We start from the raw sequence: 18,721 nt of genomic DNA, 5'->3' as shown, positions 1-18,721 counted from the left end.
TGAACGCGACCCGCGGCCGGACCGGGCGTGCTGCCGCCGGCTGCGCCTGGGCCGCGTCGGCCAGCGATTCCGGCCGCCGGTGCCGCCCGCCCGTGGAGCTCTGCGCGCCGGTCAGCGGCGCTGCGGGGGACGAGGTGTGCGGCGGCATCCGTCATGACTACCGTGCCGCAAGATCGAGCGCGAGACCGAATTGGTCACCGTGCCATTACGCAGCGGAATCCCCGCTGGTCACGCTCGGTACTCGTGTCGAATGCCACCAGTGTTATTCACCGCCGAGCATTGACCGGCGTCTGTCTGGAATCGCTCCCAGCCGTTCAGGCCTCGCCCTTGGTGGCCTGGGCGAGCCAGTCCACCACCGCGCCGACCGGCTCGCCACCGGCAAGGATGGCGCGCTGCCGGGCCGCACCGGTGCCGTTCGACCGCAGCCGGCCCAGCAGCAACGTGGCCGTCTCCAGGTCACCGTGCCGCTCCAGCTCCGGCCGCACGTAGTCGAAGAGCTGCCGCATCAGCCGCCAGGCCGGGCGCGGCTGCCGGGTCGCCATGTCGATGTTGAGGCCCTCGAGGCCGTCGTGCGCCGCCCGCCAGTGCGCCGCCATCAGCAGCGGGTGCGCCACGTCGGGCGCCTCGATCCCCTCCCGCACCTCGCGCAGCAGGGTGGCGACCAGGGCCCGGGTCAGGGCGGCGAGCAGGATCGCGTCGTCCAGGGTCGGGGTGACGTCGCCCATCCGGATCTCCACCGTCGGATAGCTCGCGGAGAGGCGCGCGTACCAATAGAGCATCCCCTCGTCGAGCATCGCGCCGCTGGCCTCCAGGTCGGCGATGAGCGTCAGGTAGTGCTCGTGCGACTGCAGGTACGGCGTGGGGCCGACGGTCGGCCAGCGCTCCCACATCATCGAGCGCCAGCTGGCGTAGCAGGTGTCGCGCCCGGCGAACAGCGGTGAGTTCGCCGTGGCGGCCTGCAGGATCGGCAGCCAGGGCCGCAGGTGGTTGAGAACCTGCACGCCGGTCTCCGGGTCCGGGATGCTGACGTGCACGTGCGTACCGCACATGCCCTGCCCGGGGGAGAGGTCGCCGAAGCGCTCGCGCATCCGGTGGTACCGCGGGTTGTCCACGATCCGCATGTTGGGTCCGGAGGCCGGGCCGGTGCCGACCGCGATCAACCGGGCGCCGGCCCGCTCGGTCGCGGCCGCGAGCTCGGACCGGAGCCGCCGCATCGCCGTGGTGAGCCCCTCCAGCTCGAGCTGCGGCGGACTGGCCACCTCGATCTGGCTCCGGTAGTACTCGTGCTGCACGCTGCCGCGCAGCTCGTCCGGCAGCTCGTCGAAGACCGCCTCGACCGCCTCGACAGCACGCGGTTCGGTCGCGTCGACCAGGAGATATTCCTCCTCGACGCCGAGGGTCAGCAGGTCGTGGCGTTCGGCCTCGGCGGCGATCTCCGGGGGGAGTTCGGTGCCCTCGGTGACGGTTTCCATGGCCGCACCCATACCCGGGGACTTTTCCCCGGAAACCGTGGCTCAGAGATCGGCGCGCGTCCCATATTGACAAGCTCCGGCCATCCCGGCGGCGCGCCCAACTGGGGCACCGGCGAGGTCGAGACGATGACCGACTCGACCACGAACGTCTACCACGACGGCAACGGCAACCTGGCGATCAAGCCGCTGCGCGACTCCGCCGGCCGGTGGACCTCCGGCCGGGTCGAGACTCGGCGCACCGACTTCGCCGCACCGGCGGGCGGCCGGATGCGCATGGAGGCCCGGATCCAGCAGCCCAACGTGACCGGTGCGGCGGCCGCCGGCTACTGCCGGCGTTCTGGGCGCTCGGCGCCGCGGCCCGCCCGGTCGGCGTTAGCGGCAAGCCCGCCGACTTCGTGAACGTGAACTGGATCCAGTTCACCCGGTAAACATTTTTATCGACTGAGACAGATGGGCTGTGGCCGTTGACCTGCGGCTGCGGCCCATCCTGGCGATTTAAGGAAGTTTAAGGCCGGGCCTCTTTACTTTTACTGTTAACAGTCCTAAAGATTGATGCATCTCACCGGATGTGCATGGAAGGACGGCGATGAAGCGCACCCGATCGGTAATCCTCGCAACGGTCACGGCGCTGGTCGCCGGTGGAGCGGCGACGTATTTCTCCGGCAACGCGTCGGCCGCGACGGCTTGCGCGCCCGCCTGGAGCTCGGCCGCCGTCTACGTCAAGGGCAACGTGGTCTCGCAGAACAACCAGAACTACACCGCGAAGTGGTGGACGCAGAACGAGTCGCCGGCTGTCCGCAGTGGTCAGTGGGACGTGTGGGCGAACAACGGCGCCTGTGCGGGCGGCACGAACCCGACCACGCCGCCCACCACGACGCCGCCTACGACGACACCGCCCACCACCACGCCGCCGACCACCACGCCGCCCACGACGACTCCGCCGACGACGAATCCGCCCAGCAACGGGTCGCTGCCGAAGCACTTCATCACCGGGTACTGGCAGAACTTCGACAACGGCGCCGCGCCGCTCAAGCTCGCCGCCGTCCCGGCCACCTACGACCTGATCGCGGTCGCCTTCGCGGACGCCACCGCCACCCAGGGCGCGGTCACCTTCACCCTCGACCCGGGCCTGGCCACCGCGGTCGGCGGCTACACCGACGCCCAGTTCAAGGCGGACATCGCCACCCTGCACTCGCGGGGCAAGAAGGTGATCATCTCGGTCGGCGGCGAGAAGGGCACGGTCGCCGTCAACAGCGCCGCCGCGGCCACCGCGTTCGCCGACTCGGTGCACACGCTGATCAGGAACTACGGCTTCGACGGCGTCGACATCGACCTGGAGAACGGGCTCAACCCGACCTATATGGCGCAGGCCCTGCGGTCGCTGCGGAGCAAGGTCGGCAGCAGCCTGATCATCACGATGGCGCCGCAGACCATCGACATGCAGAACCCGCAGTCGTCGTACTTCAAGCTGGCGCTGGACATCAAGGACATCCTCACCGTCGTCTTCACCCAGTACTACAACTCCGGTTCGATGCTGGGCTGCGACAACAACGCCGCGTACAGCCAGGGCACCGTGAACTTCCTGACCGCGCTGGCCTGCATCCCCCTGCAGAACGGGCTGCGCCCGGATCAGATCGCCCTCGGCCTGCCGGCCAGCACCCGCGCGGCCGGCGGTGGCTACGTCGCCCCGTCGGTGGTCAACGCCGCCCTCGACTGCCTGGCCAAGGGCACCAACTGCGGCACCTTCAAGCCGCCGGCGACCTACCCGGGCATCCGCGGCGCGATGACCTGGTCGATCAACTGGGACGTCACCAACGGCAACGGCTGGGCCAACACGATCGACCCGCACCTCGCCACCCTCCCCTGACCCCCTCCGACCCTCAGGAAGCATCCCCATGAACCTGCGCAGGAAGATCGCCGTCATCGCGGCAGTCGCAGCGGTCGGTACGGCCGCGGCGGTCCTGCCGATGGCCACCTCGAGCGCGGCCGTCGCGTGCGCCCCGGCGTGGAGCGCGTCCGCGGTTTACGTCAAGGACAACGTGGCCTCGCAGAACGGCCACAACTACACCGCGAAGTGGTGGACGCAGGGCGAGTCACCCGCCACCAACAGCAGCCAGTGGGCCGTCTGGATCGACAACGGGGTCTGCGGTGGAACCACCCCGACCACGCCGCCGACCACCCCGCCCACGACCGGGCCGACGCCGCCGCCGACCGGCAACAAGATGGCCGCCGCGCCGTACCTCTACCCCGGCTGGGGCAACCCGCCGGCGCCGGCCACGGTGGTCAACGCGACCGGGATCAAGGCGTTCACGCTGGCGTTCGTGCTCGCCAGCAACGGCTGCAACCCGGCCTGGGACGGCTCGACCGGTCTCACCGGCGGGGCGCACGCCAGCACCATCGCGGCGATCCGGGCGGCCGGCGCGGACGTCGTTCCGTCGATCGGCGGGTGGAGCGGCAACAAGCTCGGCCCGAACTGCGCAACGGCCGAGGCGCTGGCCGGGGCGTACCAGAAGGTGATCGACACGTTCCAGCTCAAGGCGATCGACGTCGACATCGAGAACACCGACGAGTTCGAGAACTACGTGGTGGCGGACCGGATCGTCGACGCGCTGAAGATCGTCAAGCAGCGCAACCCGGGCGTGAAGACCATCCTCACCTTCGGCACCACGCCGAGCGGGCCGAACGCGCACGGCGTACGGCTGATCCAGCAGGCCAAGGCGAAGAACGCGAACATCGACGTCTTCACCCAGATGCCGTTCGACTTCAGCGGCCACGCGGACATGTACGCCGCCACGGTCGGCGCCACCGAGGGCCTGAAGAACGTGCTGAAGACGACCTTCGGCCTCAACGACGCGCAGGCGTACTCCCGGATCGGGATCTCCGGCATGAACGGCCTCTCCGACCAGCAGGAGCTGACCTCGGTGGAGACCTGGACCCGGATCCGGGACTACGCGAAGAACAACGGTCTGGCCCGGTTCGCCTTCTGGGCGGTCAACCGGGACCGGGGCTGCGCCGGCGGTGGAGTGGTCTCCAACTGCTCCGGCATCGCCCAGGCCGACTGGGCGTTCACCAAGGTGAGCGCCGGCTTCTGAACCAGCATCGCTACGCGCGGTCGCTCGTCCGGGCGGCCGCGCGCCGGCGTTTGCGGACCTTCTTGAACACCCACTGTCCGATCACGATGGCGAAGAACGCCCAGATCGCGTAGTCGAAGTAGTGGGCGTACGTCTCCAGGTCCTGCCAGCGCGACCCGAGCGCGTAGCCGCCGCCGATGAACAGCGCGTTCCACACCCCGCTGCCGAGGGTGGTGAACAGAATGAACAGCCCGAGCCGCATGTGGTTGGCGCCCGCCGGGATGGAGACCAGGCTGCGCACCACCGGCATGCAGCGGCCGATCAGCACGGCTGACTTCTCGTGCTTGGAGAACCAGCGGTCCGCCTTGTCCAGGTCGTCGAGGTCGACCAGCGGAACCTTGTCGAGCCAGCGGCGCAGCCGGTCCTCACCGAGCCCGCGGCCCAGCCAGTAGAGCAGCAGCGCACCGCCGAGCGCGCCGAGCGTCGCGGTGATCCAGACCAGCACCAGGTTGACCCGGCCGACGCTGGCGAGGTAACCGGCCATCGACAGGACGATCTCGCTCGGGATGGGCGGCACGAGATTCTCGAGTGCGACCAGCAGGCCGACGCCGACCTCGCCGAGTGAGTCGATCACCGAAGCGACCCAGCCGGTCAGTCCACCGAGGTTGGTGAGATCGCCTTCGGCCATGTGTGGTCCTCCTCGGAAGTCGGTGCCAGAGGTGTACCCGCCATCCAGCGTACGAACCGGCTCGCGTATATACCGTTGATCGGGATATCCCCCGGCCATGACCGACCTGCCGGTCCGGTGGGCATAGGGCGTTTCGCGGGGCGGGCGCGTGGCTAAAGAACAGGGCCATGAGTGACCGGTGGTATGAGAAGGCCGTCGTCTATTGCCTGGACATCGACAGCTTCGCCGACTCGAACGGTGACGGGTGCGGTGACCTGCGCGGCCTGATCGGCCGTCTCGACTATCTGTCCCGGCTGGGCATCACCTGCCTGTGGCTGAACCCGATCCACCCCTCGCCGAACCGCGACGACGGGTACGACGTGTCGGACTTCTACAACGTCGATCCGCGGTTCGGCAACCTGGGCGATTTCGCCGAGCTGCTGCACGAGGCGGGCAACCGCGGCATCAAGGTCATCATCGACCTGGTGGTGAACCACACCTCCGACCAGCACCCGTGGTTCCAGTCGGCACGGTCGTCGCCGGATTCGCCGTACCGAGACTGGTTTGTCTGGAGCGAGACCGAGCCTGCGGACCGCAAGCAGGGCATGGTCTTTCCGGGCGAGCAGGCGGAGACCTGGACCTACGACCGCACCGCGAAACTCTGGTACTACCACCGGTTCTACAAGTTCCAGCCGGACCTGAACATCAACAACCCGGCGGTCCGCGAGGAGATCAAGAAGATCTGCTCGTTCTGGCTGCAGCTCGGGGTCGCCGGGTTCCGGATGGACGCGGTGCCGTTCATCATCGAGAAGACCGAGCCCGGCAATCCGGCCTCGCCGATGGACTTCGAATTCCTCTCCGAGCTGCGCCAGCACGTCCAGTGGCGGCGTGGCGACGCGGTCCTGCTGGCCGAGGCCAATGTGGAGCCGGCCCAGCTCACCGAGTACTTCGGGGATGCCGGTGGCTCGTCGAACCGGATCCACATGCTGTTCGACTTCATGCTGAACAGCAGGATCATGCTGGCGCTGGCCCGAGAAGACCCGGAGCAGGTCATCGACGCCCTCCGGGACGCGCCGAAGCTGCCGCAGGGTGGGCAGTGGGCGACGTTCCTGCGCAACCACGACGAGATCGACCTGTCCCGGCTCACCACCGAGCAGCGTGCGGACGTGTTCGCCAAGTTCGGCCCGGACGAGAACATGCAGCTCTACGGCCGGGGCATCCGCCGCCGGCTGGCGCCGATGCTCGGCAACGACCGGCGGCACATCGAGCTGGCCTACTCGCTGCAGTTCACCCTGCGGGGCACGCCGGTGCTGCGCTACGGCGAGGAGATCGGCATGGGGGACGACCTCGAGCAGCCCGGCCGGCACTCGGTGCGTACCCCGATGCAGTGGTCGCTGCAGCCCAACGGCGGGTTCTCCACCGCGGACCCGGACCAGCTGGTCCGCCCGGTCATCTCCGACGGCGAGTTCAGCTATTCACAGGTCAACGTCACCCTGCAACGGCACGATCCGAACTCGCTGCTCTCCTGGTTCGAGCGGATGATCCGTACGCTGCGCGAGGCCCCGGAGATCGGCGGCGGCGAGTGCAAGCACGTCGACGTGCCCGTGCCGCCCGGCGTGCTGGTGCACCGGGCCGACGACGGCACCGGGACGATGGTCTTCGTGCACAACCTGGGCACCGAGCCGGGTGTGGTCGATCTGAGCAGCCTGGCCGCCGAGGCCGACTTTCCGAACGACGTGCTGGCCGACCAGGAGTACCCGGAGCCCGGCAAGCTCGACGCGATCCGGGTCGAGGGACACGGATACCGGTGGATCCGGCTGCGCAGGACGGCCTGATCGGGACTAGCATCGGCCGTCAGTGGTAATGGAGATCACTACGGAGGCCGCAATGTCGCAGTCCGCACCCCGCCGGGTGGCCGTCGTCACCGGAGCCGCGCGCGGCATCGGCGAGGCGATCGCTCTGAAGCTCGCCGCCGATGGTCTGGCCGTCGCCGTCGTCGACCTCGACGAGGGCGCCTGCGCCAACACGGTGACCGCGATCCACGACGCGGGCGGCACGGCGGTGGCGGTCGGCGCGGACGTGGCCGACCCGGCCCAGGTGACTGCCGCGGTCGAGCGGGTGGTGTCCGAGCTCGGCCCGCCCACCGTGCTGGTCAACAACGCCGGGGTGCTCCGCGACAACCTGCTGTTCAAGATGTCCGAGGATGACTGGGACACCGTGATGGCGGTGCACCTGCGCGGCGCCTTCCTGTTCAGCAAGGCGGTGCAGAAGCACATGGTCGACGCCGGCTTCGGCCGGATCGTGAGCCTGTCCAGCACCTCCGCGCTCGGCAACCGCGGCCAGGCGAACTACGCCGCCGCCAAGGCCGGCATCCAGGGCTTCACCAAGACGCTCGCGATCGAGCTCGGCAAGTTCGGCATCACCGCGAACGCGGTCGCGCCCGGGTTCATCGTCACCGACATGACCCGGGCGACGGCCGCCCGTATCGGGGTCGATTTCGCAGATTTCGAGAAAGCGACCGTGAGTCAGATTCCGGTGAATCGGGCAGGCCGTCCCGAAGACGTGGCGAACACCGTAGCCTTCCTGGTCAGTGACGGGGCAGGCTTCGTCTCGGGACAGGTTGTGTATGTCGCGGGCGGGCCGAAAGACTGATCGTGACGGATGCTGGCAACTTGCTGAGAAGAGTTACAAAGAAATCATGAACCGACGCATGAGTTCCCGCAGCGTGTCGCTCACCAGCACGTTTCTTCTGCTGGCCGCGGGAGGTGTGGCGGCGTGCGACAACGATGAGTACGAGGACCAGGGCTTCTACTGCGCCGACGCCAACGGTGTGGTCGTCGACGAGGACTACTGCGACGACGATGACAGCTACCACCCCGGCGCCGGCTTCTTCATCTGGCACTCCACGGCGTACCGGTCCGGATACCCGGTCGGGCACAAGCTCCCCGCCGGCGGCTCCAAGTTCGCCTACAACGACGCCGCCTCCCGGTCCAAGTTCGGTCTGCCGGCCGCCGGAAAGATCACCAACGGCACGGTGAAGACCAGCGTCGTCGGCAAGGGTGGCAGCGGCGGCTCCCGCAAGTCCTCGTCGTCCGGGGGCTGACCGGTGCGACGTGTTCCGTACGGGCCGGTGCGTGACGGCTGGCAGCTCACCAACTTCAGCCTCGGCTTGACGTACAACGACACCGAGCTGCCGGACGGCACCATGACGTCGTACTGGCGGGAGGGGCCGTACTACGACTTCACGGCGGCGGAGATCGAGGAGCTGGAGACGGCCACCGCCACCCTGCACGCGATGTGCGTGGAGGCCGGCGACTGGATGGTCCAGCAGTGCCCGCGCCGTACGGTCGAGGGCCGCAAGCAGGGCTTCTTCGCCTCGGTCTGCAACGACGAGACGTGTTTCCTGGCGCGCATCGGCATCCCGGAGTACACCCACGAGCAGATCCTGCGGACCTGGTTCGACGGCGACGCGGAGACGTGGACGCACTACGACAAGGATCCGGACATGCGTCTGCCGATGCAGACGCCGGACTACTCGCCGAGCGTCTACGGCCGCTTCGACCTCTGGTACAACGGGGCCGGCAGCGTGCCGCGGCTGCTCGAGTTCAACGCGCAGACGCCGACGTCGCTGGTGGAGGCCGCGGTCATCCAGTGGCACTGGATGGATCAGACCGGCGTCACCCAGCACGAGTGGCGCCAGTGGAACTCGATCCACGAGCGGCTGGTCGGCTGGGAGGCCACCCCGGGCGAGCCGGGCGACCCGGGAGCGTGGCGGCGCAACATCAACAAGCTGCGCGAGGCCCGTACCTGGCTCCCGGAGAAGCCGAAGATCTTCTTCGCGTACGAGACGAGCGAGACGTCCGGCGAGGACCGGATGAACGTCGCCTACCTGATGGCCACCGCCGAAGAGGCCGGCTACCCGGTCGAGCTGATCGCGATGAGCCAGATCGGCTGGGACGTGGCCGGTGACCGGGTCGTCTTCGTCCCCGGCCCGGGTCAGGAACACAAGGCCGAGCCGATCGACGTGATCTTCATGCTCTACCCGTGGGAGTGGTTCTGGCACGAGGAGGGCGGCAAGGCCTTCTTCCGCAACATGGCCGATCCCGAGAAGCGTGGCACGGTCTGGATCGAGCCGCCCTACAAGGCCGCGCTGCTCGGCAACAAGGCGCTGCTCCCGGTGCTGTGGAAGCTGTTCGGTGACGACCCGGAGCGCGGGAAGTACCTGCTGCCGGCCTATTTCGCCGAGTCCTCCGGCGCGGCGAAGCTGACCTCCTACGCCAAGAAGCCGGTCTGGGGCCGGGAAGGCGGTTCGGTCACCCTGGTCCGCGACGGGGTTCCGATCACGGCAAACCCCTCGGAGTACGGCGCTGACGGCCGTTACATCGTGCAGGAGCTCTGCGAACTGCCGTCCTTCGAGGGCCTGGAGGGCACGCTGCACCCGGTGATCGGCGCCTGGCTCATCGACGGGGAACCGGCCGGCATGGGCATCCGCGAGGGCATCGGCACCGAGGGCCTGGTGACCGGCAACACCTGCAACTTCGTCCCGCACGCCATCGAGTCCAACGCCTGATTCGTCAGGCTTTATGGCGCCAGATCCACCAGAGGCCGATGAACGGCAGGACGAGCGGGACGTAGCCGTAGCCGCTCCCGAAGTGGGACCACACGGTGTCGTCGGGGAAGGCGACCGCGTCGACGATGCTCAACAGGCCGACGATCAGCACGCCGGCCAGCTCGATGCTGCAGCTGACCAGGGCGATCATCCGGCCGCGCGGGCCGCCGCGGGCCAGGCCCACGGTGGCGGCCAGGTAGACCAGGCCGGCCAGGGCGGAGAGCAGGTAGGCCAGCGGCGCCTCGGAGAAGTGCGTGCTGATCTGTACGAGTGCGCGCGCGCTCGCGGAGAGCGCGAAGATGCCGTAGACCAGCAGGAGGACCCGGCCGAGGCCGGTGTTCAGCGCGGCGTCTTGCGGGCGGGTGGTGGTGGGAGTGTCAGGCACCGGTCACCGACGCGATCTGCTGCAACCGCAGCACGAGAACGGGCAGGACGAGGCAGCCGATCCCGAGAATCAGGCTGCCCCAGCGGGTCGGCTCCATCCTGGCCAGCACCAGCGCCGTCGGGGCGAAGGCCAGCGTCGTGATGAGATAGCCGGCGAAGGTGGCGGTGTCCTGCGGCCGGCTGCCGTCGAAGAGGCCGATGACCGCGATCACGAGGAGCACCGCGACCAGGGCGCCGAGCACGGCCATGAGCAGCAGGTCGAGCCGGTTGGGGGCGCGGTCCAGGGCGGCCCGCAGCAGGTACCACGCCGCGAGCAGGAGGGCTGCGACGATCGTCGCGGTCGACAGGGCACCGTTCACCCGGCCAGGTTACTGATGCCCCGGCGGGCTGGTAACTTCCGGCCTGGAGATCAGCTTCTACAAGGGTGGTCGATTCAGTGCGCTTCGGACTTTTTGGAACCGGCCCCTGGGCGCACATGGCGCATGCACCGGCGCTGGCGGCGCATCCCGGGGTGGAGTTCGCCGGCGTGTGGGGGCGGGACCCGGCGAAGGCCGCCGATCTGGCCGGCCGGTTCGGCGTCCGGACCTACGCCGGCGTCGACGAGTTGATCGCGGATGTGGACGCGGTGGCGATCGCGCTGCCGCCCGATGTGCAGGCGCCGATCGCCCTGCGCGCGGCGGAGGCGGGACGGCACCTCCTGTTGGACAAGCCGGTCGCTCTGCGTACCGATGAAGCGAATGCTCTCGCCGCGGCAGTCGCAGAGCGTGACCTTGCCTCGGTGGTCTTCTTCACCCGGCGCTTCGCGCCGGAGGTCTCCGGCTTCGTCGCCGGGGCGGTCGCCACCGGTGGCTGGACCGAGGCCCGGGTCGACCATCTCGGTTCGATCTTCGAGGATGGGAACCCGTTCGGCGCCTCGCCCTGGCGGCGGGAGCGCGGCGGTCTCTGGGACGTCGGCCCGCACGCGCTCGCGCTGGTCGTGCCGGTGCTCGGTCCGGTCACCGAGGTGACCGGGATGGCCGCCGAGCCGGATCTGACCCACCTGCTGCTCCGGCACGCCGGCGGGGCGATCAGCCGGGTCACTCTTTCGGTGGACGCGCCCGCTCTCGCGGCACGCGAGGAAGCCGTGTTCGCCGGCCGGGCCGGAGTGGTGCCGGTGCCGGACGCGGTGTGGGACCCGGAACAGGCTTTCGGCGTGGCCCTGGACCAGCTGATCTCCGCTGTCGCGGGTGGCGCGCGCCCGGAGTGCGACGTGCGCTTCGGCGCCGAGGTGACCGCCGTGCTGGTCGCCGCCGAGCGGGCGATCCGGGAGCGGGTGACCGTGCGGCTGGAGGGCTGATCCGCCCTACGCCCGGTAGCCGGATCACGGCGAACTGAGCGCTAACTGGACAGAACCTGCGCGTTACGGATGGACGCATAGTAGCGAGCCGAATACATTTTCGCCTTGTCACGCGCACCGGGTCGGACGTCCGGCTGAGGCTCTGGCAGCCTCACGGCGTACCCCGGGGTGGGTGTGGGGGTGAGGGGATGCGCCACATGACCGACTGCACCGCAGGGAAGCAACCGGCCGCACGGGTGGAGGTCCGGGCGTGACCGGGCTCTGGGACGCCGAGCGGGACGCGTACGAGGCGGCGCAGGCGCTGGCCGGCCTGGCCGCGCTGCTGTCGCACTCCGCGACCGGGCGCGCTCCGGACGAGCTGCTCAGCCTGGTCCGCAACGGCGAGGTGGCGGCCCAGCGTGTGGTGGCCTACCTGCGGCATCAGCGCGCCGCCGGCGACGGTGACCTGGCCGCGGTGCCGACCCGGCTGGCCCCCTGGCGGGACTGGGTGCCGACCCGTGGTCATCTCTTCGGCGCGACGGCCGCCCCGCACCGGGCCGGCGAGGTGCCCCAGCCCCGGCGCTGCGACCCGGGGGAGTGACGCTACGGCGTCGTCCGCAACGTCTCGGAGGGTGACTCCCCGAACCGCTGCCGGTACGCCGACGCGAACCGCCCCAGGTGGGCGAATCCCCAGCGGTGCGCCACCGTGGCCACTGTGATCCGGGCCGGGTCACCGCGCCGCAGGGTCTCCCGGGCGCGGGTCAGTCGTACCTGCTGCAGATAGGTCATGGGTGCGCACCCGACGTGCCGGCGGAAGCCCTCCTGCAGCGACCGCACGCTCATCCCGGCGATCGTGGCCAGGTCGGCGACGGTGAAGCCACGCTCCGGCTCGTCGTTGATCGCCTCCACCGTGCGCCGGATCGCGCGCGGTGGGCCCGCGGAGACCGGCCGGACCAGCTCGTCGCGGTAGCGGTGCGGCACGCTCAGCAGCAGCCCGCTCAGCACGCTGCTGCACAGCTGCTCGGCGATCAGCGGCTGGTAGATCAGGCTGGTCTCGTGGTCCAGCTCGTCGTGGAGCAATCTGATCAGCCGGCTCCAGCTGTGCGCGGGCCCCTCGGTGAGGTCGAAGGTGGCGGGCAGGTCGATCGGCCCGTCGACCGGGTGACCCAGCAGGGTGGCGAGCTCCGCCTCCAGCGCCCAGCTCTCGATCCGTACCTCGAGCTCCGCGGTGTTCGCCTCGTGCCGCAGGTGGACCGGGTCGCCGGGCCGGAAGGCGAGGGCGGTCGCCGGGGTGGCGGTGACCTCCTGCCCGTCCTGCCGGGAGCGGATCGCCCCGGAGGTCGGGAGTGTCACGTGGTACGCGTCCGCCTCCGGCGCGATCAGCGTGGCGGATCCGGCGAAGGTGAAATGTCCGACGGTCAGCGGTCCGAGCTGGATCACCTCCACTCCCACCTCGGCCTTCTCGCCGTCCGGCGCGCCCAGCGACACCGGACGGTAGAAACGATTCAGTAGGTCGTGGGCCGACTCGGCTTCGACGCTGTCGAAGTAGGCCGCTCCCGGCGCCGACGTGGCGCTCGGTAGGGCGTCAACCATGCCGACCGGAGCTCCATCGCATACGGTGAGTATTCGGTCAAAGTCTGTGGACAGTCAACGGAGACGCCACGCAGTGACCGTTCCAGCACATTCCGGCCATATGAACTACTCTGGCGTTCCGCGCCTACGTGGCGTAACTTGCAGACCAGCGGATTGTTGTAGGAACGCGGGTTCCGGTCGGTGTCCCCCAGCGAGCGCCGCACGCGTACGACCCCTTTTTCCGGGTTCGGCGCACCGTGCCCCGCGGAAAGTCGGCGTCGGCTCCGGCCCGATGCCAGGAAGAGGGCAGCTGTGTATCTGCCGATCACGACCCGCCAGCTGGCCGACGGCACTGTCGAGATCGCACCCAGCGGTGAGATCGATCTCGACAACGCTCACGTCATGAGGGATGCCGTCAATGACGTTCTGACCAGCATGACACCGAGCAAGATCTGTCTGGATCTCCAGCGGGTCATGCTGATCGACAGCATCGGGATCGGCATCCTGGTGGCCTGCTTCCACACCGCCGCGGCGAGCGGCGTGAAGCTTGTGGTGAGCCACCCCAGCGCCACGGTCTACCGGCAGCTCTGGGTCTCCGGGCTGGTCGGCCTGCTCGGGTGCGCCGAGCCGCCGTCACCGCGGACCTCGGTGGGCCTGCGCCCGTCCTGAGCCCGGTTTTCACCCGTCTGAGCGGTGCCGGACGTCCGATAATGACCGTCCGGCACCGTCTCGAGGGTCAGTGCGCGGCGAGGGCTGCCGCTTCCTCCTGGGCGCGTCGTTCGTCGCCGGAGAGCGTGGACAGCGGCTTCTCCTTGATGAAGAGCACCGCGATCACCGCCAGGAACGCGATCGGCGCACCGACCATGAACAGGTCGGCGGTGGCCGTACCGTAGATCTCCTTGACCACGGTGAGCACCTCGGGCGGAAGCGTTTCCAGATCCGGGACCTGTGCGGTGCCGCCGGAGGCGGCCGTGCCGAACTTCTCGCTGAACAGCGAGGTGACCCGGCTGGCCAGGACCGCACCGAGCGCGCTGACGCCGATCGAACCGCCCATGCTGCGGAAGAAGGTCAGCGCCGAGGTGGTGGCGCCGAGCTCGGCCGCGGGCACGTCGTTCTGCGCGGCGAGGACCAGGTTCTGCATCAGCAGGCCGACCCCGATGCCCAGCACGGCCATGTAGACCGAGAGCACCACCACGCTGGTCGTGGCCCCGATCGTGCTCAGCAGCAGCATCCCGGCGGTCATCACGACCGAGCCGGCCACCAGGTACGCCTTCCACCGGCCGTGCTTGGTGATGAGCGCGCCGGCGACGGTGGAGGAGATCAGCAGACCGAAGACCATCGGCAGACCCATCAGGCCGGCGACGGTCGGCGACTTGCCGAGCGAGATCTGGAAGTACTGCGACAGGAAGACCGTGCCGCCGAACATCGCCACACCGACCAGCACGCTGGCGACGATCGCGAGGGTGACGGTGCGGTGCCGGAAGATGCCGAGCGGGATGATCGGCTCCTTGGCCTTGGACTCGACCAGCACGGCCAGCGCGAGCAGCACCAGACCGCCGGCCACCATGGCCGCGGTCTGCCAGGACGCCCAGTCGAAGTGCTCGCCCGCCAGGGTCGACCAGATCAGCAGGGTGCTCACCCCGGCGGTGATCAGCAGCGCGCCCAGCCAGTCGATGCTCACCTCGCGGCGGACCACCGGCAGGTGCAGGGTCTTCTGCAGCAGCGCGATGGCGATCACCGAGAACGGCACGCCGATCAGGAAGCACCAGCGCCAGCCCAGCCAGGAGGTGTCGACCAGGACGCCGCCGATCAGCGGGCCGGCGATGGTGCCGACGCCGAAGACCGCGCCGAACATGCCGGAGTAGCGGCCGAGTTCCCGCGGCGGGATCATCGCGGCCATCACGATCATCGCGAGCGCGGTCATGCCGCCCGCGCCGACGCCCTGGATGACCCGGCTGACCAGCAGAACCTCCACGTTCGGCGTGAGGCCGGCGACCAGTGAGCCGAGCACGAAGAGGCCGAGCGAGAGCTGGATCAGCAGTTTCTTGCTGTAGAGGTCGGCCATCTTGCCCCAGAGCGGGACGGTGGCCGTCATGGCGAGCAGTTCGGTGGTGACGATCCAGGTGTAGACCGACTGGCTGCCGTTGAGGTCGGCGATGATCCGGGGCAGGGCGTTGGCCACCACGGTGGAGGCCAGGATGCTCACGAACATGCCGAGCATCAGGCCGGAGAGGGCCTGGATCACCTCGCGGTGCGACATCCGGCCGGACGACTCGGCGTCCGGTGCGGGCGGTGTTTCGGGGGTGGTGGTCATGCGGCGGAGTCCTCGCTCGTGCTGTCAGGGGCGACGAGTCCCTCGGCGACCGTGCCGAAGGCCTCGCGGGTGTGGTCGGAGAGCAGCCGCTCGGTCTCGTCGGCGGCCCAGCGCATCACCGCGACGCGCAGCGCGGCGTTGGCGACCGCGGCGGCGAGCGGCGGAAACGGATGATCAAGGGCCAGCCCGGTACGCCGGGCGATCGCCTCGGTCAGCTCCCGCTCGGCGGTCGCCGCGGCGGCGATCAGCAGAGGCATGAGCTGCGGATTGTTGCTGATCACCCGCATCCGGAGCAGCCAGAGCGCCCGGTCCTCCTGGATCTGGCGCATCGCCGGGGCGAGGGCCGCCAGGAGGGCGTCCAGCAGGTGGGTGCCGCCCGGTACGGCCAGCAGCTGCTGCGTGATGTCGGTGCACCCCTCCAGCGGATCGCCGACGAGGGCGTCCTCCTTGGTGGGGAAGTAGTTGAAGAAGGTCCGCGGCGACACCTCGGCGAGCGTGCTGATCTCGTCGACCGTGACCCGGTCGGCGCCCCGCTCGTCGACCAGCCGGAGCGCGGCGCTGATCAGGGCGAGGCGGGTCTGCCGGCGTTTGGTCTCGCGCAGGCCGGCCGGGCGCTCGGGGGTGGGCACCCGGCGAGGCTACGCGCGATCTTGCAGTTTCTGCAAAGTTTTAATCGTTCAGCTGTGTGCGCTCGATCTCAGCCAGAGCAGCGGTCAGCCAGGGCGCCGCCGGACGGCCGCTGAGCAGGTCGGCGATCAGCACGGCGGACTGCCGGGCCAGCGCGTCCGGTTTGGGGGCCGGTGCGCCGTCCTCGTCGAGCACGCCGAGCGCGCCGGCCAGCAGCCAGAGCACCACCTGCGGGTCGGCGGCGGGCCAGGACCGTACGCAACTCGCCAGCGCGGCCCGCACGTCGTCGGCGGTCAGCCCGTCCGGATGCCCGTCCTCCAGCAGCAACCGCACCACTGTGCCCAGAATCAGCCCGGTCTGCGCCGGATCGAGCCCGGCCAGCCGGTCGGTGGCATCGTCGAGCTCCGCCGCGTCGCCGGCCCGGACAGCGTCGACGGCGGCGGTCGCCGCGGCCGCGATCGGCCGGGCCGGAGCGGGCAGATGCCGCCAGGATTCGGTCATGACGACGACCCTACCTACGGCCGCTTGCTGGCAGTCTGTACGCAGCGGACGACGGAAGGACACGCGATGTCGAACCTGGACGCGGTCACCGCCTGGGTGGACAACTACCGCAGGGCATGGGAGTCCAACGACCCGGATCACGTCCGGAACCTCTTCGCCGACGACGCCGCCTACTTCACCGAGCCGTACGCGACGCCGTGGGTCGGCCGGGAGGCGATCGTCGTCGGCTGGCTGGACCACCAGGACGAACCGGGCACCACGACCTTCGCGTGGCACCCGCTCATCGTCACCGACGAACTCGCGGTGATCGAGGCGACCACCACGTATCCCGACAAGGTGTTCCGCAACCTCTGGATCCTCCGGCTGGACCACACCGGACAGGCCCGCCAGTTCACCGAGTGGTGGATGCGCGAGCCGGACCCTGCCTAGCGGGCCACCGGGAGGTCCAGGCGGGAGCCGGCCAGGTGCAGGGTGTGCAGGGAGGGCTTCAGATAGCGGCCCTCGGCCGGGTCGCCGGGGGTGCCGAGGTTGCGGGCGAACCGGGGGAAGGCGCCACCGGAGATCTGCAGCCGCAGCCGGTGACCGGCGGGCAACCGGTGGAAGCACTGGTCCAGGGTCAGGCTGAGCCGCTGCAACCGGCCGGCCGGCACCGACGGGTCGAGGCGGAGATGCTGGTCGGAGAAGTTGCGGGACCGGCCGCGCGGGTCGACGTCGCAGAGTCTCGCGAAGACGTCGGCGTACGGGTTGTCGACGTCGATCGCCAGCTCCAGGACGGGCGCGCCGACCACGTCCACGGCGGTGGGCAGCGGGTCGGTGGTGAACGTGGCGACATCCGCGCGGGACTCGAGCCGGCGGTTGTCGCGTACGCCCATCGAGCCGGTCAGCGTCCGGCCGCCCACCGACGGGGTGGGGTCGGCCGGGTCGTACCGGAAGGCGGCGCTGCCCTCCGGCCGGCCCGGCGCGGCGGTGGTCAGCGAGCGGTCGGCCCGCAGGTGGAAGGTGACCGGCTCGGCCGGCGGCGGCCACGACGGCAGCTCGTGCCAGGCGCCCTCGCCGGTGCGGTAGACCCGGACCGGTGACTTGCGGGCCGACGCGCCGCCGCTCAGATGCTGGTCCAGCCAGGCGACGCTCTCCCGGGCGACCTGGCCGGCGGCCTGGAACGCGACCTGGAAGTGGGTCCACGGGCCGACGGTCAGGGCCACGTCGACGCCGCGGGCCTCGAGCGCCGCGTACTGCTCCAGGGTCTGGTCCAGGAACAGGTCCTGCCAGCCGCCGATCAGCAGCACCGGGACGGTGGAGCGCTGCAGCGCCGACCCGGCCCGGTACGGCTCCCACCACGGGTCGTCGCCGTCCGGGTGGGAGAGCCACTCGCGGTACCAGGGCGCGCGGCCCCGCAGCACCGGCACCGCCGCCGCGGGCAGAGGGAGCCCGGTCAGGCCGGGGCTGATCCGGCGTGGGGCGGTCGCCATGGTCAGCAGCCGGCGCAGGCCCGGGCCGTCCTCCTGATGGGCGATCTGGTCGCTCCAGCCGAGGAAGTCGCCGAGGGTGAACGCGCCGGTGCCGAAGACCGCCTGTCGGAAGTCGTGCGGTCCCACGTAGACCACCGCGGCGCGCAGCTCCGGCGGTGGGTCCTGCATCAGCGTCCACTGTGCCCACCCCAGGTACGAGGCGCCGAGGGTGGCCAGCCGGCCGTCGAACCACGGCTGGTCCCGCAGCCAGGCGACGGTGTCCAAGCCGTCCTCGGTCTCCTGGGCCATCGGCCGGAACTCCCCGCCCGATCCGAAGGTGCCGCGCACGCTCTGGATCAGCACGTGATAGCCGCGGGCGGCGAGGAGCCGGCCGTTCAGCGCCGAAGTGGGGAATCCCCGTCCGTATGGGGTCCGGATGAGCACGGTGCCGCGCGGCTCGTCGCTCTCGGGGATGAAATGGTCTCCGATGAGCACGGTGCCGTCGCGCATCGGAGTGCGTACCGATTCGACGGTATATGCGTTCAATGCGGGGGTTTGACCGAGAACCCGGCTCAGCACCCGGTCGGCCATCCGCTGCCGTTTCGAGATCGCCATGAGCTCGCCCCCTGCTGGTCGATGACGGGTCTGGCGACGATATCCGGGGCCCGGCGGAATGTGAATGATGAATGGCATTCGCTATCCGGCCGATGTGCGAATTCCCGAGCGTTTCGGCAAACTGCC

The 18,721-nt window shown here is 69.8% G+C and carries 19 protein-coding genes and 1 pseudogene; 11 read left to right on the top strand and 9 right to left on the bottom strand.

Going from position 1 to position 18,721, the window contains the following annotated elements:
• Positions 1–314: 314 nt before the first annotated feature.
• On the bottom strand, positions 315–1,472 hold the full coding sequence (locus OHA21_RS33985; RefSeq protein ID WP_328461954.1) for a carboxylate-amine ligase: 1,158 nt from the start codon (positions 1,470–1,472) through the stop codon (positions 315–317).
• Positions 1,473–1,547: 75 nt separating this feature from the next.
• Here OHA21_RS33985 and OHA21_RS33980 point away from each other — a divergent pair.
• The 3 genes and pseudogenes from OHA21_RS33980 to OHA21_RS33970 form a co-directional block, all read left to right on the top strand.
• Positions 1,548–1,834: pseudogene (locus OHA21_RS33980) on the top strand (1,3-beta-glucanase); the annotation flags it as partial.
• Between the two features lie 224 nt (positions 1,835–2,058).
• Entirely contained in the window at positions 2,059–3,339 is a 1,281-nt protein-coding gene (locus tag OHA21_RS33975) for a chitinase (RefSeq protein WP_328461952.1), read from the top strand.
• A 28-nt stretch (positions 3,340–3,367) separates the two neighbouring features.
• Positions 3,368–4,564: a carbohydrate-binding protein gene (locus OHA21_RS33970; protein ID WP_328461950.1), complete on the top strand. Its 1,197-nt coding sequence runs from the start codon at positions 3,368–3,370 to the stop codon at positions 4,562–4,564.
• Positions 4,565–4,574: 10 nt separating this feature from the next.
• Here OHA21_RS33970 and OHA21_RS33965 read toward each other — a convergent pair whose 3' ends face one another.
• The gene (locus OHA21_RS33965; protein ID WP_328461948.1) at positions 4,575–5,231 is read right to left on the bottom strand and encodes a DedA family protein; all 657 of its coding nucleotides are present in this window, start codon (positions 5,229–5,231) and stop codon (positions 4,575–4,577) included.
• A 167-nt stretch (positions 5,232–5,398) separates the two neighbouring features.
• Here OHA21_RS33965 and OHA21_RS33960 point away from each other — a divergent pair, with 167 nt between their 5' ends.
• From OHA21_RS33960 to OHA21_RS33945, 4 genes are read left to right on the top strand one after another with little or no spacing between them, the layout of a single operon-like run.
• Positions 5,399–7,045, top strand: coding sequence for an alpha-amylase family protein (locus OHA21_RS33960; RefSeq protein ID WP_328461946.1), 1,647 nt, complete (start codon positions 5,399–5,401; stop codon positions 7,043–7,045).
• 52 nt (positions 7,046–7,097) lie between these two features.
• Positions 7,098–7,862 (top strand): 3-oxoacyl-ACP reductase FabG, encoded by a 765-nt coding sequence (gene fabG / locus OHA21_RS33955; RefSeq protein WP_328461944.1) that lies wholly within the window; start codon positions 7,098–7,100, stop codon positions 7,860–7,862.
• Between the two features lie 46 nt (positions 7,863–7,908).
• Positions 7,909–8,313, top strand: a complete 405-nt coding sequence (locus OHA21_RS33950) for a hypothetical protein (protein ID WP_328461942.1) — start codon at positions 7,909–7,911, stop codon at positions 8,311–8,313.
• A gap of 3 nt (positions 8,314–8,316) precedes the next feature.
• Positions 8,317–9,780 carry a glutathionylspermidine synthase family protein gene (locus tag OHA21_RS33945; protein WP_328461940.1) on the top strand — a complete coding sequence of 488 codons (1,464 nt, stop codon included), beginning with the start codon at positions 8,317–8,319 and terminating at the stop codon, positions 9,778–9,780.
• A 4-nt stretch (positions 9,781–9,784) separates the two neighbouring features.
• Here the strand turns inward: OHA21_RS33945 and OHA21_RS33940 are convergent, their stop codons facing one another.
• Entirely contained in the window at positions 9,785–10,204 is a 420-nt protein-coding gene (locus OHA21_RS33940; RefSeq protein ID WP_328461938.1) for a hypothetical protein, read from the bottom strand.
• Entirely contained in the window at positions 10,197–10,562 is a 366-nt protein-coding gene (locus OHA21_RS33935) for a hypothetical protein (RefSeq protein ID WP_328461936.1), read from the bottom strand. The genes OHA21_RS33940 and OHA21_RS33935 overlap by 8 nt, the downstream gene beginning before the upstream one ends.
• 77 nt (positions 10,563–10,639) lie before the next feature.
• On the opposite strand from OHA21_RS33935, the gene OHA21_RS33930 reads away from it, so the two are divergent.
• On the top strand, positions 10,640–11,539 hold the full coding sequence (locus tag OHA21_RS33930; protein WP_328461934.1) for a Gfo/Idh/MocA family protein: 900 nt from the start codon (positions 10,640–10,642) through the stop codon (positions 11,537–11,539).
• Between the two features lie 250 nt (positions 11,540–11,789).
• The gene (locus tag OHA21_RS33925; protein ID WP_328461932.1) at positions 11,790–12,119 is read left to right on the top strand and encodes a hypothetical protein; all 330 of its coding nucleotides are present in this window, start codon (positions 11,790–11,792) and stop codon (positions 12,117–12,119) included.
• A 2-nt stretch (positions 12,120–12,121) separates the two neighbouring features.
• Here the strand turns inward: OHA21_RS33925 and OHA21_RS33920 are convergent, their stop codons facing one another.
• Positions 12,122–13,111, bottom strand: a complete 990-nt coding sequence (locus OHA21_RS33920) for an AraC family transcriptional regulator (RefSeq protein ID WP_328461930.1) — start codon at positions 13,109–13,111, stop codon at positions 12,122–12,124.
• Positions 13,112–13,402: 291 nt separating this feature from the next.
• On the opposite strand from OHA21_RS33920, the gene OHA21_RS33915 reads away from it, so the two are divergent.
• Positions 13,403–13,759 carry an STAS domain-containing protein gene (locus tag OHA21_RS33915; RefSeq protein ID WP_328461928.1) on the top strand — a complete coding sequence of 119 codons (357 nt, stop codon included), beginning with the start codon at positions 13,403–13,405 and terminating at the stop codon, positions 13,757–13,759.
• A 67-nt stretch (positions 13,760–13,826) separates the two neighbouring features.
• Here the strand turns inward: OHA21_RS33915 and OHA21_RS33910 are convergent, their stop codons facing one another.
• The 3 genes from OHA21_RS33910 to OHA21_RS33900 are packed head-to-tail and all read right to left on the bottom strand — an operon-like array spanning position 13,827 to position 16,532.
• Positions 13,827–15,404 (bottom strand): MDR family MFS transporter, encoded by a 1,578-nt coding sequence (locus OHA21_RS33910; RefSeq protein WP_328461926.1) that lies wholly within the window; start codon positions 15,402–15,404, stop codon positions 13,827–13,829.
• Complete coding sequence (locus tag OHA21_RS33905) at positions 15,401–16,033, bottom strand: TetR/AcrR family transcriptional regulator (protein ID WP_328461924.1); 633 nt, start codon at positions 16,031–16,033, stop codon at positions 15,401–15,403. The genes OHA21_RS33910 and OHA21_RS33905 overlap by 4 nt, the downstream gene beginning before the upstream one ends.
• A gap of 40 nt (positions 16,034–16,073) precedes the next feature.
• Complete coding sequence (locus OHA21_RS33900) at positions 16,074–16,532, bottom strand: hypothetical protein (RefSeq protein WP_328461922.1); 459 nt, start codon at positions 16,530–16,532, stop codon at positions 16,074–16,076.
• Positions 16,533–16,598: 66 nt separating this feature from the next.
• On the opposite strand from OHA21_RS33900, the gene OHA21_RS33895 reads away from it, so the two are divergent.
• Complete coding sequence (locus OHA21_RS33895) at positions 16,599–16,961, top strand: nuclear transport factor 2 family protein (RefSeq protein ID WP_328461920.1); 363 nt, start codon at positions 16,599–16,601, stop codon at positions 16,959–16,961.
• On the opposite strand, the gene OHA21_RS33890 is transcribed toward OHA21_RS33895, so the two are convergent.
• A complete protein-coding gene (locus tag OHA21_RS33890; protein ID WP_328461918.1) occupies positions 16,958–18,595 on the bottom strand; it encodes a CocE/NonD family hydrolase in 1,638 nt (545 codons plus the stop codon). The two genes, OHA21_RS33895 and OHA21_RS33890, sit on opposite strands and share 4 nt — an antisense overlap.
• Positions 18,596–18,721: the final 126 nt, after the last annotated feature.

It is taken from the genome of Actinoplanes sp. NBC_00393, from assembly GCF_036053395.1.
Lineage (GTDB): Bacteria > Actinomycetota > Actinomycetes > Mycobacteriales > Micromonosporaceae > Actinoplanes.
The sequence above is the reverse complement of the archived record's forward strand: the minus strand, read 5'-3'. Positions and strand labels throughout refer to the sequence as shown.

Bases quoted from the DNA above. Each gene is read 5' to 3' on its own strand.
- OHA21_RS33975 (WP_328461952.1), top strand. From the start codon at position 2,059: ATGAAGCGCACCCGATCGGTAATCCTCGCAACGGTCACGGCGCTGGTC.
- OHA21_RS33960 (WP_328461946.1), top strand. From the start codon at position 5,399: ATGAGTGACCGGTGGTATGAGAAGGCCGTCGTCTATTGCCTGGACATC.
- OHA21_RS33920 (WP_328461930.1), bottom strand. From the start codon at position 13,111: ATGGTTGACGCCCTACCGAGCGCCACGTCGGCGCCGGGAGCGGCCTAC.
- OHA21_RS33970 (WP_328461950.1), top strand. From the start codon at position 3,368: ATGAACCTGCGCAGGAAGATCGCCGTCATCGCGGCAGTCGCAGCGGTC.
- fabG (WP_328461944.1), top strand. From the start codon at position 7,098: ATGTCGCAGTCCGCACCCCGCCGGGTGGCCGTCGTCACCGGAGCCGCG.
- OHA21_RS33965 (WP_328461948.1), bottom strand. From the start codon at position 5,231: ATGGCCGAAGGCGATCTCACCAACCTCGGTGGACTGACCGGCTGGGTC.
- OHA21_RS33900 (WP_328461922.1), bottom strand. From the start codon at position 16,532: ATGACCGAATCCTGGCGGCATCTGCCCGCTCCGGCCCGGCCGATCGCG.
- OHA21_RS33910 (WP_328461926.1), bottom strand. From the start codon at position 15,404: ATGACCACCACCCCCGAAACACCGCCCGCACCGGACGCCGAGTCGTCC.
- OHA21_RS33895 (WP_328461920.1), top strand. From the start codon at position 16,599: ATGTCGAACCTGGACGCGGTCACCGCCTGGGTGGACAACTACCGCAGG.
- OHA21_RS33950 (WP_328461942.1), top strand. From the start codon at position 7,909: ATGAACCGACGCATGAGTTCCCGCAGCGTGTCGCTCACCAGCACGTTT.
- OHA21_RS33985 (WP_328461954.1), bottom strand. From the start codon at position 1,472: ATGGAAACCGTCACCGAGGGCACCGAACTCCCCCCGGAGATCGCCGCC.
- OHA21_RS33890 (WP_328461918.1), bottom strand. From the start codon at position 18,595: ATGGCGATCTCGAAACGGCAGCGGATGGCCGACCGGGTGCTGAGCCGG.